Source organism: Synechococcus sp. W55.1, assembly GCF_047461655.1.
GTDB lineage: Bacteria > Cyanobacteriota > Cyanobacteriia > Thermostichales > Thermostichaceae > Thermostichus.
Genome location: NZ_JANSHN010000005.1, coordinates 59,803 through 73,990, shown reverse-complemented (window position 1 = coordinate 73,990; position 14,188 = coordinate 59,803). Strand labels below are relative to the sequence as shown.

At 59.7% G+C, this 14,188-nt stretch carries 9 protein-coding genes; all 9 read left to right on the top strand.

Annotated elements, in window-relative coordinates; all coding sequences use genetic code 11:
- The first annotated feature begins 79 nt into the window (after positions 1–79).
- Complete coding sequence (locus NW816_RS03945; RefSeq protein WP_011432873.1) at positions 80–304, top strand: photosystem I reaction center subunit IV; 225 nt, start codon at positions 80–82, stop codon at positions 302–304.
- A 46-nt stretch (positions 305–350) separates the two neighbouring features.
- Positions 351–1,220: a DNA-formamidopyrimidine glycosylase gene (locus tag NW816_RS03940; protein WP_414408311.1), complete on the top strand. Its 870-nt coding sequence runs from the start codon at positions 351–353 to the stop codon at positions 1,218–1,220.
- 61 nt (positions 1,221–1,281) lie between these two features.
- A complete protein-coding gene (locus NW816_RS03935; RefSeq protein WP_414408310.1) occupies positions 1,282–1,884 on the top strand; it encodes a pentapeptide repeat-containing protein in 603 nt (200 codons plus the stop codon).
- Positions 1,885–1,988: 104 nt separating this feature from the next.
- Complete coding sequence (locus NW816_RS03930) at positions 1,989–2,585, top strand: response regulator (protein ID WP_414408309.1); 597 nt, start codon at positions 1,989–1,991, stop codon at positions 2,583–2,585.
- Positions 2,586–2,767: 182 nt separating this feature from the next.
- A complete protein-coding gene (gene hpsA, locus NW816_RS03925) occupies positions 2,768–10,360 on the top strand; it encodes a hormogonium polysaccharide biosynthesis protein HpsA (protein ID WP_414408308.1) in 7,593 nt (2,530 codons plus the stop codon).
- Between the two features lie 64 nt (positions 10,361–10,424).
- Positions 10,425–11,168 carry a prepilin-type N-terminal cleavage/methylation domain-containing protein gene (locus NW816_RS03920; RefSeq protein WP_414408307.1) on the top strand — a complete coding sequence of 248 codons (744 nt, stop codon included), beginning with the start codon at positions 10,425–10,427 and terminating at the stop codon, positions 11,166–11,168.
- A gap of 71 nt (positions 11,169–11,239) precedes the next feature.
- The gene (locus NW816_RS03915) at positions 11,240–12,331 is read left to right on the top strand and encodes a type II secretion system protein J (protein WP_414408306.1); all 1,092 of its coding nucleotides are present in this window, start codon (positions 11,240–11,242) and stop codon (positions 12,329–12,331) included.
- A gap of 40 nt (positions 12,332–12,371) precedes the next feature.
- Complete coding sequence (locus NW816_RS03910) at positions 12,372–12,914, top strand: Tfp pilus assembly protein FimT/FimU (protein ID WP_414408305.1); 543 nt, start codon at positions 12,372–12,374, stop codon at positions 12,912–12,914.
- A gap of 61 nt (positions 12,915–12,975) precedes the next feature.
- Positions 12,976–14,178: a glutamine-hydrolyzing carbamoyl-phosphate synthase small subunit gene (gene carA / locus NW816_RS03905; protein ID WP_414408304.1), complete on the top strand. Its 1,203-nt coding sequence runs from the start codon at positions 12,976–12,978 to the stop codon at positions 14,176–14,178.
- Positions 14,179–14,188 lie beyond the last annotated feature (10 nt).

Here is a 14,188-nt window from a genome sequence, read left to right as displayed (position 1 = left end):
CCCTGTTACAAAAATTCGGAAATCGCAGCCTTCTCACGGACTAGGGTAATCTGAGTTCAGGTCAATGGAGATAACCCTCATGGCAATTCAGCGTGGTGCCAAAGTCCGTGTGCTGCGGAAAGAATCCTACTGGTACCGGGATGTGGGAACGGTTGCGGCGGTGGATACCAGCGGCATTCTCTACCCGGTGATCGTCCGCTTTGACAAGATCAACTACTACAACATCAACACCAACAACTTCCGCGAAGATGAACTGGAAGTGTTGGAAGCTCCCAAAGCCAAGGCCAAAGCTGCGGCCAGCTAAGCCAAAGTTCTGATGCCGGGGACTGTGTTCTTGAGCAAGTCGTTCTGTGCCTGAACTGCCGGAAGTTGAAACAGTTCGGCAAGATTTGCAACGCCTCACCTTGGGGCCGCGGATACTTGCGGTGGAGGTGCTCCTGGCCCGCACCATTGCCTACCCTGCAGGGGAGATGTTTGGGCGGAGCTTGATTGGCACCCGTTTTACCCAGTGGCAGCGGCGAGGAAAGTATCTCCTGGGATCCCTGGATTCGAGAGCTGTTCTGGGCGTGCATCTGCGCATGACCGGGCAGTTGCTCTGGGTGCAGGGATCCACCCCTTTATCAGCTCACACTCGTGTTCGTTTGGCCTTCGAGGAAGGGTGGGACTTGCGCTTTGTGGATCAGCGCACCTTTGGCCAGATGTGGCTGGTGCCTGCCGGTGTTGAGCTGGAGGCGGTGATCCCCACCCTGCAGACTTTGGGGCCGGAGCCCTTTTCGCCAGCTTTTTCTGAGGCCTATTTCCAGGCTGCCCTGCAGAAGAGCCGCCGTCTTATTAAAACCGCGCTGCTGGATCAATCGCTGGTAGCCGGGGTGGGCAACATTTACGCCGACGAAGCCCTGTTTCTGAGCGGCATTCACCCTTTGACGCCAGCAGTTCAGCTTTCGGATGTGGCCAAGGCACGCCTGCGAGAAGCTTTGATCGAGGTGTTACGGGCCGGGCTGGAGCAGCGGGGCACCACCTTGCGGGATTACCGGGATCTGCGTGGGCTCAACGGCAACTATCAAGGGCAAGCGTGGGTGTACGGTCGGGAAGGGGATCCCTGTCGCCTCTGTGGCACCCCAATTCAGCGGATGAAGCTGGCAGGTCGGTCGGCCCACTTTTGCCCCCACTGCCAGCCACTCAAAACCCCCCTCTCCCCAGGGGAGAGGGGTTGGGGGTGAGGGGGAGCGCTTGGGCTCCGGAGCAGCTACCATCGCCAGTGCAGGGGATCCGGTGAAAAGAATGGCATGGCTCCGGTTCACAAAGCTCTGGGGTGGGGCGAGTTTGCTCGGCTGGGTGGTCTTCCCAGGGGCTTCGACCTTTGCCCAACTGGAGTTGGATGCCCAACTGGGCCGCTCCCAAATTGTTTTTCCCAGCAAAGATTGCCCCGCCTGCAACCTAACGGGGGCAGAACTGCCGGGAGCTGACCTCAGTGGGGCCAACCTGAAAGAAGCGATCCTCAGACAGGCCAATCTCCAAGCTGCCGACCTCTCCCAAGCGATCCTCAATCTGGCCGATTTGAGAGGGGCCAATCTGAGTGGCTCAGCTCAGGCAGGGGCTTTCTTGTGGGAAGCCGATCTGGCGCAGGCCAACCTGCAGCAGACAGATCTGACGGGTGCCAATCTGCAGGTGGCCAACTTAAGCGGGGCCGACTTGCGTCGAGCCATCCTCACCGGCGCCGACCTCACAGGGGCCAAGTTACACAATGCCGATCTGCGGGGGGCCGACCTGCGAGGCGCTTTTCTGGAGGGGGCGGATCTGACCGGCGCCCTGTACAATGCCCAAACCCGGCTGGATCCCACCTTTGACCCCCAGGCCCGCGGCATGGTCTTGGTGAAGCCATAACCCCCCTCTCCCCAAGGGAGAGGGGCTGGGGGTGAGGGCGCTTTATTTGGGATCCCCCCTTGGGCAGATTAAAACCAGCACCCCCTCGGCTGGGATCCCCTGCCATGACTTCCCCTGTCCGCGTTCTCATTGCCGACGATCATCCCCTCTTCCGGCTGGGGCTGAAGTTTGCCCTGCAAGCCCAAGGATTTGAGGTGGTGGCCGAAGCCGAGACGGGATCCCAGGCCGTCCACCATTGTCGCAGTTGCCCCATCGACGTAGCCATTTTGGATGTGCGCATGCCGGATGGGGATGGGATCGCCGCCTGCCAGCAAATCACCGAGCTGGGCCTGCCGGTGGTGGTGGTGATGATGACCACCTTTCAAGAGCCTGCCCTGATCGAGGCAGCCCGCCGCGCCGGGGCCAAAGGCTACCTTTCCAAAGAGACCGACCCGGCGGAATTGGCCCGCGTCATCCGTCAGATTTTGTCCAACCCCGAACGAGACTGGCTGCCTGCCCGACAGGAGCTGCCCAAGCTCACCCCCCGCGAGCTGTGTGTGCTGCAACTGATGAGCGAGGGCTTGGCCAACAAACAGATTGCCCGCCGTCTGGGCCTAAGCATCGAAACCGTCAAAGAATATGCCAGCACCGCCTACCGCAAGCTGGATGCCAACGACCGCGTCACCGCCCTGCTCAAAGCACAGCAACTGGGGATCCTGTAAGGATGGAGTCCAACCCCCCCTTCCCAGAGGGAGAGGGGCTGGGGGTGAGGGCAGCCTGGCCGGCTCCCCCCCGAGGTGGGGATTTGCGGTGGCCATGATCACCGGCATACTGTTGCTAGCTTGGCATCTTGACAGGGATCCCTGGGGTGCCGCCTTCCCCTTCACGTTGTCCGAGATACGGTATGTCTGCTCCTTCCACGCTGCTGCTCAAGCTCACCCTGCGCTTACTCGGTTCTTTGAAAGCACGGGTAGATCAGCGCAAGATTCGAGAGCGGGGCTTTGTCCTGCCGGTTGCCATTTTGATCGTGCTGGTCTTGAGCTTGGTGACGGTGGGGCTGCTGACCCGCTCCACTCAGCGCAGCATCCAAACCCAGGTGGAACGAGCGGGGCAAACCATTAGCCGACAACTGAATACGGCCATTGACCGGGCTAGAGCTAAGATCGATTACCTAGTTCGGGATCCCCGCCTGCCCAACAGCGCCCCGACGGATGCGCAATTTGCCGCAGCCCTCATCAACGATGGGGCAGGGGGTCTGCTTCCTCGGGATCCCGATGAGCCCTACATCCTCCCCGACGAAACTCAGTTCGTGATCGCCACCAACATTCAGGTGGAGGATCCGCAAAATCCGGGACAAAACTTGAACGTCCGGGTTCAGGCGCCCGCTTGGTGGTTCTTGGCGGATACCGACAACAATGGCATCAATGACTCCGTAACGGTTTATACTATTCTGAACACCCGTCGGGCTGCCGGCAGCGACTTTGAGGCTAACCTGACGGATACCGAGCGGGCGCGGCGGCTGCTGATCCGCAGTGGGCCACTGCAGGGTTCGGCCTTGGCGGGGTGTACCGATTCTCCGGCTGAACAGACGGTCAACCCCAACGTGGGGGATTGGTTCCAGGTTGGCTCTGCGTTGTACAAGCCCTTTCAAGTCTATGCCGTCACCTTGCCTATTGCGGGTGCCGACTCCACCACCCGTGCCATTTCGGCTTTGCAATTTCAGCAGGATCGGCGGAGGGATCTGCTTAACAAATGGGGAGCCTTCAGCCGCGGCGACCTAGAGTATTTCTTCACTCCTGGCTACAACTGGAACGGTGCCATCTACGCGGGGGGCAGCCTCTTTTTCCGTTACGCCAGCAACAATTTGTTCCGAGCTTTCACCATCAGCTCCGAGCAGTCTTGCTTCTACATGCCTGTCGATAACTCTGAAATTACAGCCTTTGGCGAGCTGGTGGCAGGGGCCATCGGCTATGCCGGGCAGGATGCAAGCGACACCCTAATTTTTGATGCCCACCCCGGCGTGGCGGATGTGCCGCCAAGTACGCCCCTTCCCCGCCTGAATAACCTCAATTTCGATTCGGTTCAAAACACCGCAGCTCCTGAGATGGTAGCTCTGGATCCGCTGGAGCTACAGCTTTTTGGTCGCATTCGTACCCGCGGAACCTACGCCCAGGATCCAGCGGGATGGTCAGTCTCTCCAATTAATGTCAAGCGGAATTCAGAGAGTGGCCCACCAGGACGAGTTCAAGCAGGCGGCTTTCAGTCAACGGAAGACCAAGTCTGCCCCCCCTACGTGGACGATGTTTACCGGGCCGACAACCGCTTTGGCCCCAAGGCCAGCTATGACCGCCCACCGGTCAGCCCTGATCCGGCAAGGGGCTGCGATGTGGACACCTTTACTCAAACGTTTGGTGTCAGTGCTGGTGCTCCGATCCCTGGGGATGCTCAGAACAACCAGAGGGAATCTCTAACGCAAGACAACCCACCCCCAGGCGCCCTTTCCGAGGTGGGCTTGGATGGCTATTGGGAGCGGCGGGCCCGTGTGGAAGGTCTGCGGGTGATCGTGGGCCAGCGGCTGGAGCTGACTCGCACAGATTCTTTGCCTTTGCCTTTGGTGCCCACCGGGGATCCCAACGATCCCACCAAGTTGCAGCCCATTTTCATCAGCAACGAGGCGCGGCAACGCCTGACGCTGCGAGATAACCCGGCGGCGGTGCAGGCCACAGCCGTTTACCACCACAGCAACAGAGATGGCCGCTTTCCGATAGCCTGCCTGGCTACGGTGGCCCACCCAGGCTCTCCCTGGAGCTTGCAGCGGGCTTCCACCTTCCCTACCGGCGACCAGCGCACTCAACTGGGCATCAACTTCTTCACCGGGCAGGGCACCAATGTCTGGGAATATGACCCAACCCCGATGCAGGCTCGGCTAGCTCCGGGCACCCCCTTGTGGACGGCCCTCACCAACCTGGCCAATTTTGCCGGCGATCCCGATGGGGCCTATCCGCCGCGTCAAGAGGCGGGCCGCATTCACCCGGATCCGTTTATTACGGCTTTTGGCAACTTCTCCGAGCTGCGGCGGGTTATTGATATCGTCAACCGAGGCACCTCTGTTGACCAATTGAGCCTGGCCGACCAAACCACCCTGCAAACGGCAGGCTGCATGTTGGGCATGCTGGCCGACAACATGCTCCGCATTGAGGCGGCTGCCAATGCCGGGGATCCAGCGGCTCAAACCCTCTGGAACGACATTCAAGCCAGCCGAGCTGGGAACCGAGAGGCGGCCAATCGGTTTTATCTGCCGCTGCGCTACATCTTCCCGACCACCAGTTTCAACCAGACGGATACCCTGGAAACGGAGCGGCGCAGCGCTTACTCCTTCCTTCCGAGCACAGTCAGCTATCAGGCTGTAACCAACTTAAACGAGGTTGCTCTGGAGCCCCGTTCTGGAATTGGCAACTGGGCTTTGCCCCATGCCCCAGCCAATTGCACTGCTGCTGGCCCCAATAGCAACCAATTTGATCTCATTCGGATTGGCAACCAGTGTCATCGCGTGCCCTTCAAAGATTCCGTCTTTTACGATGGCCGCGAGGCGATGGCGGTGCGGGCCCTCAACATCGACCTGGCCCTGCTGACCAACAACGTCAACGGACAGGACAACGGGTTGATCAACAGAGATACTTGGAGAGATACTTGGCTGCCTGCCGGTGTGCAAGAAGGCCGCGAGGGTGGCATTTTCTACGCCTTCCGGGAAGATGCCGTGCGGGAAGATGCCATTGCCCGCCCACCCTTGGGCACTTTTGATAGCTACCTAACCAGCTGGCGCAACAGAAATGCCCGCGGTGACTTGGGCAGCGCTGGCGTTATGAACGCCGGTCAGCCGAATCGAGGCACGGCCAATGGCCAAACGGTCTGGGATCCCCCTGTTTCCGAGCAAGGTCTCAGCCCCAAACCGGTGGACTACTATGCCGATCCGGATCGGCGACCTTACGGCTTCCGCCTGCGCAATGGAGCGGTATTGGCCCGGGGTGGGTTCAGCCTCGATAGGGCGATCTTCGGTCTCTCCTTTGTTTCCGACAACCCCGTTTATATCCAAGGGGACTTTAACCTGCACCAGACGAGGAACGGGGATCGGCTGGAGGAGTTCACAACTCTCCTCAACTTCGGGGCGGATGGCCTCTACAGCAACTTCTACGGGCGGCTGCGATCCAATGAAGACCGGCGCTTTGCCCGGGCGGCGGAGGATCTTTGGCGGCCCAGCGACGTGCTGGGAGACTCGGTAAACATCCTCTCTGCTGATTTCTGCGACGGCAGCCTCGACGATGGCTTTGTGCAGGATGGCACCCTCAATGGCGGCGGCAGCAACTATGTGGCTGGCCAAGACTTCGCCGGTGGACGGGCCTCAGCACCTCGCCGCAGCGACTACTACGGCTGCAGCGGGCCAAACCTAGGAGCCAACACTTCTTTCCTCAACCAAGCGCTGGTGATCCGAGGCAACAACTGGCCGGCTCCGGATCCCGACAGCGCTGGCGTTCTGCGCTTTGACAACACGAACGGGGCCCAGAACCTGGGCGACAATACCAACCAACCGGGTTGGCCGGATGTGTTTGCCCGCGACACCATCTTTGCCCGCCGCAACAGTACCGATGCCAGCTCCGGTCAAGCTGACCGAACCGCAGGGCTGGGCGTGCCCGAAGTGCGGCTCTTGCGGGCACCCGATACGGGCTATGCCAACTTTGGGGTGCGCATCTCGGCTTTGGGCAACCCGGTGCTGGATACCTCCCGCTGGGTGCTGGTGGCTCCGCTGGGACCCTGCCCGGATCCCGGCGGCTCTGGGTTGCTGGCCGAGTATTACAACGGCTGGCTCAGCAGCCCGCAGAACCAGTACGACCGCAACACAGGGTTTGCCGACCCCAATAATCCTCTAGGTCCTGTAGGTCTGCTCCAAACTGCCCAAAACCGCAACCTGCCCTACCTGCGGGCGGTGCGCTGGCCGGATCCGATATTCCCCGTCGACACGGGGAATTGGGAACCGATGCCGGACGCCATCGGCCAGTACAACAACGGCTACACCAGCAGTGCGCCCACGTGTAATCCAAATGGGAGCGGTGGGCAGCGCTGGGCCTGCGTGCGCGATGCTATCAGTAATGCGGATGGCACCGTCAATCCGAGCAGCTTTGCCCGCAGCGGCCCTGGTTTCCCCTGGTGGGGCGGCTTCCAGTACCGGTTCGGCAGGAGCAACGATCTGAATTCCAACTCTCCCTTTAAGCGGCGGCTGTATAATAGCACCCCTGCTTGCAACTCCACGCTGATTGATACTATTTTTCAGCCACCCCTCACCATCCTGCAGCCCCTTTGCCGCCTGTCGGTGCCGATTCTCTCGCCGCCGAATCTTTGGGAGCCTCGGCCACCTTTCAACCCGCCTGATCCCAGTCCTGATCGGCGGGATCGCGGCGACTGGTTCTGGATGCCCAGTTGCGGAGAGCCGGACGGCAACAACGGCCTGCCGAACGCGCCCATCGATGCGGATGATATCGGCTATTCCTATAAGCCTGTCGGCAACCCTCGCATTGGATACAGGCTCCTCCCCAACGGAGAAGGAACTAGCGAGCTCGTATTCAACAACCCCAACCAGTTCAACTTCCTGCGCTCCTGCTGGCGGCGCAGAAGCGGTGGATCCGGCAGCGGCAACAACAACGGCAACGACTTCTTCGTCGTTCGCTGGGTAGGGGAGCTGTATCCCCGTTGGCCTGGCCTACAGAGCTACCGCATTCTCAACGGCGACGACGGCGTGCGGCTGATCATTCGACGGCGGGACGGCTCCGATGCCACTTTCGAGAACCGCGGAGTTTGGAACGGAACTCCCCTCAACCTAGGGCCAAACGCTGCAGGTGCCGAAGCCTGGTTGGATAGCGGCAGCAACGAGTTTGCCTTGAGATTGGAGCTGGAGTGCGCGGATCCATCCCAGCCCTCGCCCTACTTGGTGGAGATCCAAACTTACGAAAATACCGGCAGTGCCTCCCTGCGCTTTGCCACTCGCGATGACAGCGATCTAGAAGACTACGACCTGCGGTACCTGAAGCCGCTGCAGGGGGTGAACAAACCTTGCCAGCCGGATCCAATCGAGGGTAGGAGGCTCGATGAGAATAGAGATCCCTATCAGCGCTCCTGCGCAACCCCCCTTAACTGCGCTCCCCGCTGGACAGACTGGACTCCTGCATGTGACCCCAACATCTGTCAGCAAACCACTATTATCCAAACCAGAACTGCCACCTTGCCTGCCGGTTGCCCTGGCACTCCGCCAACACCGCAAACTCGGAGGATCACCTGCGACCCTCAGTACAACTACGGGCCTTGGTCGGATTGGACGCCTCAGTGTACCCAGCAGCAGCGGTGTAGCGACACCAGCATCACCCAAACCCGCAGCCGCACAGTAACCCCGCTCTGTCGCAGCCAAAGCCCCTTTGTCGAAACTGACCGCCGAACCTTCCCCTGCCGGCCTCCGGAGCCTACCTGCACCTACACAGACTGGACTCCTCAGTGTACGGTGGCCGACGGCGGCCAGACAATAACTCAGAGCCGCACCGTGAACTGCACCTCAAGCTGCGGAACCACCACTACTATAGAAAACCGGCCATTTCCTTGCCCGCGGATTTGCAACTACAGCGAGTGGAGCCCCTGGTCACCCCCAGATTGCAGCCAGGTTCGGGTTGCCTGCGGCCAAACTACAACGGTTACCCAAACTCGAACGCGCAACCTGATTGCCAGCACCAGCAGCCCCACCTGTCCAGCAACCGAGACGCAGACGCAAAATCTCACCTGCCAGGGGCCTCCCTGCGGGCCGAGCGTCTTTGCCCCAGAAACTCCTTCCAAGAGCCCCTTGGGCGAGTGGATGGCAGCCAAGCCCAACACGGTGGAGCTGCGCCCTGTCCACGAAATCCAAGCCGATCCAGAGCCGGAGACGATCGGCGTGAACACGGTGGCCAAGGCTTCTACTGAAGGCGTGACCATTGCTCTGGAGCCGCAGCTCTCGCCGGTGCTGGAGGTGAAGGCGGGAGTGCCCAAGCCGCCCAAGTGGCCCAACCCTGCCGAGGCTCTGCAGGCGGCCTTCAATTGGATGTTTGGTGAGCCCGCCTATGCTGCCCGCGCCGGACTGAGAGGCAATTTGCTCTCCAGCCAGATCGCCAACCCCAGCAAAGAACCCGGCATTCGCCCTGCCGAGAGTGGTGCTTCTCCGATTTCCGGAACTCTTAGCCTAGGCACCGACGACTGGGCGCGGCAACTGCGGCGGCGATTGCTCAATCCCAATGGAACTGTTCGCTGTGACTCAGAAGAAAAGGTCACTCCCACCGACGGTGGCTTCTGGGTGCCGGGGGTATTTCGCCCCAACTTCAACGACCGCTTCAAGTACACCGCCTACACAGCTGCCAGCCGCCCCAGCACGTTGCGCATCAAAGACTGGAACGGAGACGGCCAACTGAACTTCTGGGACAAGAACAGCAACGGCGTTCGCGACTCCGACGAGCCTTGGGATGTTTTGGATCGGGATCCGCTGTTTGGGTTGGATCTGGTTCCTGAGCCTCCCGGCAACCCCATTCAGCTAGAAATTCAGCCGCAGATGGTGCTCAACCCCTATGCCCGAGTCAACAAAAGCGCCGCGACCCAAGCCTACACTCCCGCGTCCAAGTATGCGGACGGATACTACATTAACCACGAGGGCAGTGAAGATATTCGCAATGGCCTCTGCTTCTACGTCAAGCCCAACGGCAACACCATCCAGGTGCAGGTTGATCGGGATGGCGGCAGTGGCAATAAACCGGAGTGGGTGGACGTAGAGCCCTTCACCCTGGATCTGAACAAGCCCACCACCGGCTTTGCCGGCAACAACCCTGTGCTGGGGGTAATCCTGGATGAGGTGACCCGGCGGCCCATTCCCATTCCCCGCTTCCAAGAGCTGGCCTCAGCGGATGTAAACCAGCGCCGCCGCAACGACAACGGCACCCAAAACCGGCAGCTCCAGCCGGCCAGGGAAACGCGGGTAAATGCCATTGCCATCAGCGGTGTGATCCCGTCTCGGCTGAATCAGACAGGCGGGGGCATGCACAACTTCCTGCGGCTCAACGAGCTGTGGAGAGATGTCAACCTCTTCTTCAGCGGCTCGATGATCCAGCTTAACTACAGCACCTACGCCACCGGCCCCTTCCTGCAGCACAGCTTCGAGCCACCCAACTTGGTGCCAGATCCAACCTCTGTGCGGGGCTTCGACTACTACTTCCCACCCAACCGCCGCTTCGGCTACGACGTGGGTCTGCAAATTGCCCGTCGTCCCAGCGCGGTGTCGGCCCGCTTCCAATTCCCCTCCAATACCCGCACCGAGTTCTTGCGAGAGCTGGATCCTCAGGATCCGTATGTGCGGCGGCTGCGCTGTGCCTTGCAACAGCAGCCAGGTGTTCCTCTACAGGCTGCTGCTCAGATTGGAGGCTGCAACGAATTCAACTGATATTGACTTCCCATGCCAGGGGTAGATTCAAGGTAGGCAGATCTGGGCGAGCGCTGGAGGGGATATGAAAAGGTGGCGGCTTTTGCGGCAGCAATTGGAAGCAGAAGGCTTCACGCTCATTGAGGTCTTGGCCTCGGTGGTCATCGTGGCTTTGGCTATGGCCGCTCTTGCTCCTGCTCTCACCCTGATCGCCTACCGGCGGGCCATGACCGAGCGCGTGGAGGTAGCCAATCAACTGGCCCAGGCCGAGGTGGATCGGATCCGCACGCTGGTTGACCTGGAGCTGGCCGCTAACCCAGTTGCCTTTCAGAACCCGGCTCAGTTGGCCCGTCTGCCCAGAGTTGGAGCGAATCCCCTGGCAAGTACCCCAGCACCGGCCACTATGGATACTAACGGGGCCAATTATTCGATTCGCTTGGCTCAAATTCAGTTGCCAGGACGCAACCCTGAAGAATATGTCATTCAAACCTTTCGCAGTGGTGGTGGAGATTGTATTGACCGACGCAACAACACCGTGATTGCGGGGGTTCCCTGCACCTTCCTGATGGGGGTGAGGGTTTACCACCGCTTTTCTTTTGACCCAGCGACCCGACAGGCCCTTCCTGGGTTGCGAACCGAGTCGGTCTCTGCCAACCAGAACTTAGCCAATGCCGATGTTTGGCTATTTCCCATGGCCAGCTCGATTGTAGAAATCAACTTGGCTGCCAATTTGGGCGATGTTTGCCGGGGGATCCTGGCCAGCGTCCAAGCCAGCGGTGGAACCCCAGCCAGCAACTGTGAGGCATTTCCTCTGCCCGGCAGCCCCTAGCTCATTGCCCTGAGGCGGATTGGCAGGATCCCTCTCTGGATTTACAAGATATAAGGTAGTGGTGTTTCCCTATGTTCAAGGTCTTACGCCGGAGGGTTAATCAGAGTGCGGGGTTTACCCTCATCGAGCTTTTGGTGTCGCTGGTGGTAGCCTCGATCTTTCTGCTGGCCACCGGCATGATCGTTATCGAGACGATGCGGCTGGATCGGGAAGAGACGGGCCGCACCCAGGTGCAGGCGGAGCTGACCCAAGCCATGGAATTCATCCAGCAGGATTTGGCGGAGGCTCTTTACATTTACAACGATGCGGAACAGCCCAACGGAGACGGAACGCCAGATCTCATCCAAAGGCTTTACACCCCCGGCTGGATTCGCCGCCCCGATGGGGCCATTCCAGTGGTCGCCTTTTGGAAGCTGAATCCGATCCCACGCGATTGCTATCAAGGCCCTCCGACGTTGCAACAAATCCGAGAAGGCCGAGTAACTTTGAAGGAAAGACCTTCAGGCATTTCCCAATCTGATTGGGAAAACATTCGCAGCCGCCGCAACATCTACACCTTGGTTGTGTATTACTTGCAGCGCAACTACAACAACGCCGGTAACCCAGACGGCAGCACCCCCTGGGAGGGTAATGCGCGCATTGCTAGGTTTGAGTTGCAACCTCTTAATGACACATGCACTGAGCGCAGCCGATTTTTTGTCGAGGATCCGGATCCCTTCCGGGAAGGCTTTCTGGTTTGGCCCTCTGAGCAAGCTAGGGCTCGCCAAACTCCCATTGCTGGGGCAGGCAATCAAGGTAATCGACTGGTAACTCTGGTCTCCAACATCTTCAGCAGCCGGCAGGACAGCCCCCAGGTTGCTCCCCCTTGCCCACAGGGCTATGCCTTTGGAGGAGGCCGACCCAACGGGGTTACCTTCTCGGGGTTGGGGGTCAATCAGAACGATGTGGGTTTTTATGTCTGTGTCCGGCGCGGTGGCTCTGCGAGCCTTCCCCAAGATGTGATTGTGAACATTACAGCAACCGCTATGGAACGCTCCAACCCTGGTTTGTTCCGGCGCTACATTCAAGATGCGACGAGTGTCGATGCGGAACAGGTGTCGCGGTACTTGACGGCGATGCAAACTCAAGTTTTGGCCCGTGGTGTGTTCAATCGTCAAGCCTAGTCAAGCCCATATGACTTGCCCAGAGGGGGGATTCCTGCCTATGCTGGCCTCGGTGAGCGGATCTAGACGGATTGCACCTGCCCAGACAAGGGGCTTTACGCTGATAGAAGTCTTGGCGGTTATTGTCATCATCGGCATCTTGGCTGTGCTGGCCGTTCCCTCTGGGATCAATATCTGGGCCCGGATCCAGCTTGATGATGCGCAAAACAAGGTAGAGCGGGCTTTGCGCACCGCCCGCACCAACGCCAGGGCTTCTCTCTTGGGCCGAGCTTGGGTGGTGGGGGTGGACAATTCAGAGCCAAACGTACCGACTCTGGTTATTCAAGATGAGCAGGGCCTTTGCGATGAACCCACCCCCTGTCAGCGGCTACGCCTGAACAATTTTGTAACTGTAGCCAACACCTTCAATGACGGAAGGGCGGTTTTTGAATCCGATGGCCGGGCCCGTCAACTGGGTCGCTTTGTAGTCAGCAGCACCTACTCTCAGGGAGAAAACCGCTGCGTGGTGGTGATCACCTTGATAGGCACTATCCTCAAGGACAACGACCCGGCTTGTGCAAGTAGAACAGATGCAGAAGAGTAGACAGGCTTGCAACCTTCTTGAAAGAGGGTAGGATGGTCAGGCCGATGTTTTTGGGTAGCGCATGGCCCCTTCTTCCCCAATCCTTCAGGAAAAAACCTTTCCTTGGCAATCTCGTCAGCCTGCTTTGCTGGTGCTGGCGGATGGCACTTCCTTTGCCGGTTGGTCTTTTGGGGCGCCGGGCACGGCGGTGGGCGAGGTGGTGTTTAACACGGGCATGACCGGCTACCAGGAGGTGATCACCGATCCTAGCTACCGGGGGCAGATGGTTACCTTCACCTGTCCGGAGCTGGGAAATACCGGAGTCAATGAGCTGGACGAAGAATCGGCTCGGCCTCAGGTTGCGGGGATCATCGCCCGCAATGTGTCTCGCCTGGCCAGCTCCTGGCGGGCTACATCCACCCTCCCCGAATACCTGCAACGATATGGGATCCCGGCCATTGCTGGGGTAGATACGCGGGCTTTGGCACGGCGGCTGCGCTCTCAGGGGGTGATGAACGGGGCCCTTTCCACGGAGACTTTGGATCCCCAGGTTTTGTTGGAGCGGGTGCGCCAGGCTCCTTCCATGCAGGGGTTGAGCTTGGTGGCGGAAGTTACTACTCCCCAACCCTACGAGTGGCTGGAACCTACCCCCGCCGACTGGGACTATGGGCGCAGCCAAGGGATCCCAGTGCCGGAGCCGCCCCTGCGGGTGGTGGCCTTGGATTTCGGCGTTAAGCGCAACATTCTGCGCCGCCTTACCCGCTATGGCTGTCGGGTGATGGTGTTGCCGGCCAATGCCAGCCCGGAGCAGATTTTGAGTTACAACCCCGATGGGATCTTCCTCTCCAATGGGCCAGGGGATCCCGCCGCTGAGACGACTGCCATCCGCACCACGCAAGCGCTGCTGCAAACCGGGAAGCCCCTATTTGGGATCTGCCTGGGCCATCAGATCCTCAGCTTGGCCCTGGGGGGATCCACCTACAAGCTCAAGTTTGGCCACCGCGGCCTCAACCACCCTTGCGGGTTGGAGAAGCAAGTGGAGATCACCAGCCAGAACCACGGATTTGCGGTGGATGCCGCTTCGATCCCCGCCGATGAGGTCACGATCAGCTACCTCAACTTGAATGACCGTACCGTGGCCGGGATCCGCCACCGTCACCTGCCCCTGTTTTCCGTGCAGTATCACCCGGAAGCCAGCCCCGGCCCTCATGATGCCGATCACCTCTTCCGGGAGTTTGTGGAGCTAATGCTGCAGCACCGAACTTTTTTAGCTACTCAACGCTAACATCTTTCAC

Excerpts from the sequence above, each read along its gene's own strand:
- NW816_RS03945 (WP_011432873.1), top strand. The coding sequence starts at position 80 with ATGGCAATTCAGCGTGGTGCCAAAGTCCGTGTGCTGCGGAAAGAATCC.
- NW816_RS03935 (WP_414408310.1), top strand. The coding sequence starts at position 1,282 with ATGGCATGGCTCCGGTTCACAAAGCTCTGGGGTGGGGCGAGTTTGCTC.
- NW816_RS03930 (WP_414408309.1), top strand. The coding sequence starts at position 1,989 with ATGACTTCCCCTGTCCGCGTTCTCATTGCCGACGATCATCCCCTCTTC.
- hpsA (WP_414408308.1), top strand. The coding sequence starts at position 2,768 with ATGTCTGCTCCTTCCACGCTGCTGCTCAAGCTCACCCTGCGCTTACTC.
- NW816_RS03920 (WP_414408307.1), top strand. The coding sequence starts at position 10,425 with ATGAAAAGGTGGCGGCTTTTGCGGCAGCAATTGGAAGCAGAAGGCTTC.
- NW816_RS03915 (WP_414408306.1), top strand. The coding sequence starts at position 11,240 with ATGTTCAAGGTCTTACGCCGGAGGGTTAATCAGAGTGCGGGGTTTACC.
- NW816_RS03910 (WP_414408305.1), top strand. The coding sequence starts at position 12,372 with ATGCTGGCCTCGGTGAGCGGATCTAGACGGATTGCACCTGCCCAGACA.
- carA (WP_414408304.1), top strand. The coding sequence starts at position 12,976 with ATGGCCCCTTCTTCCCCAATCCTTCAGGAAAAAACCTTTCCTTGGCAA.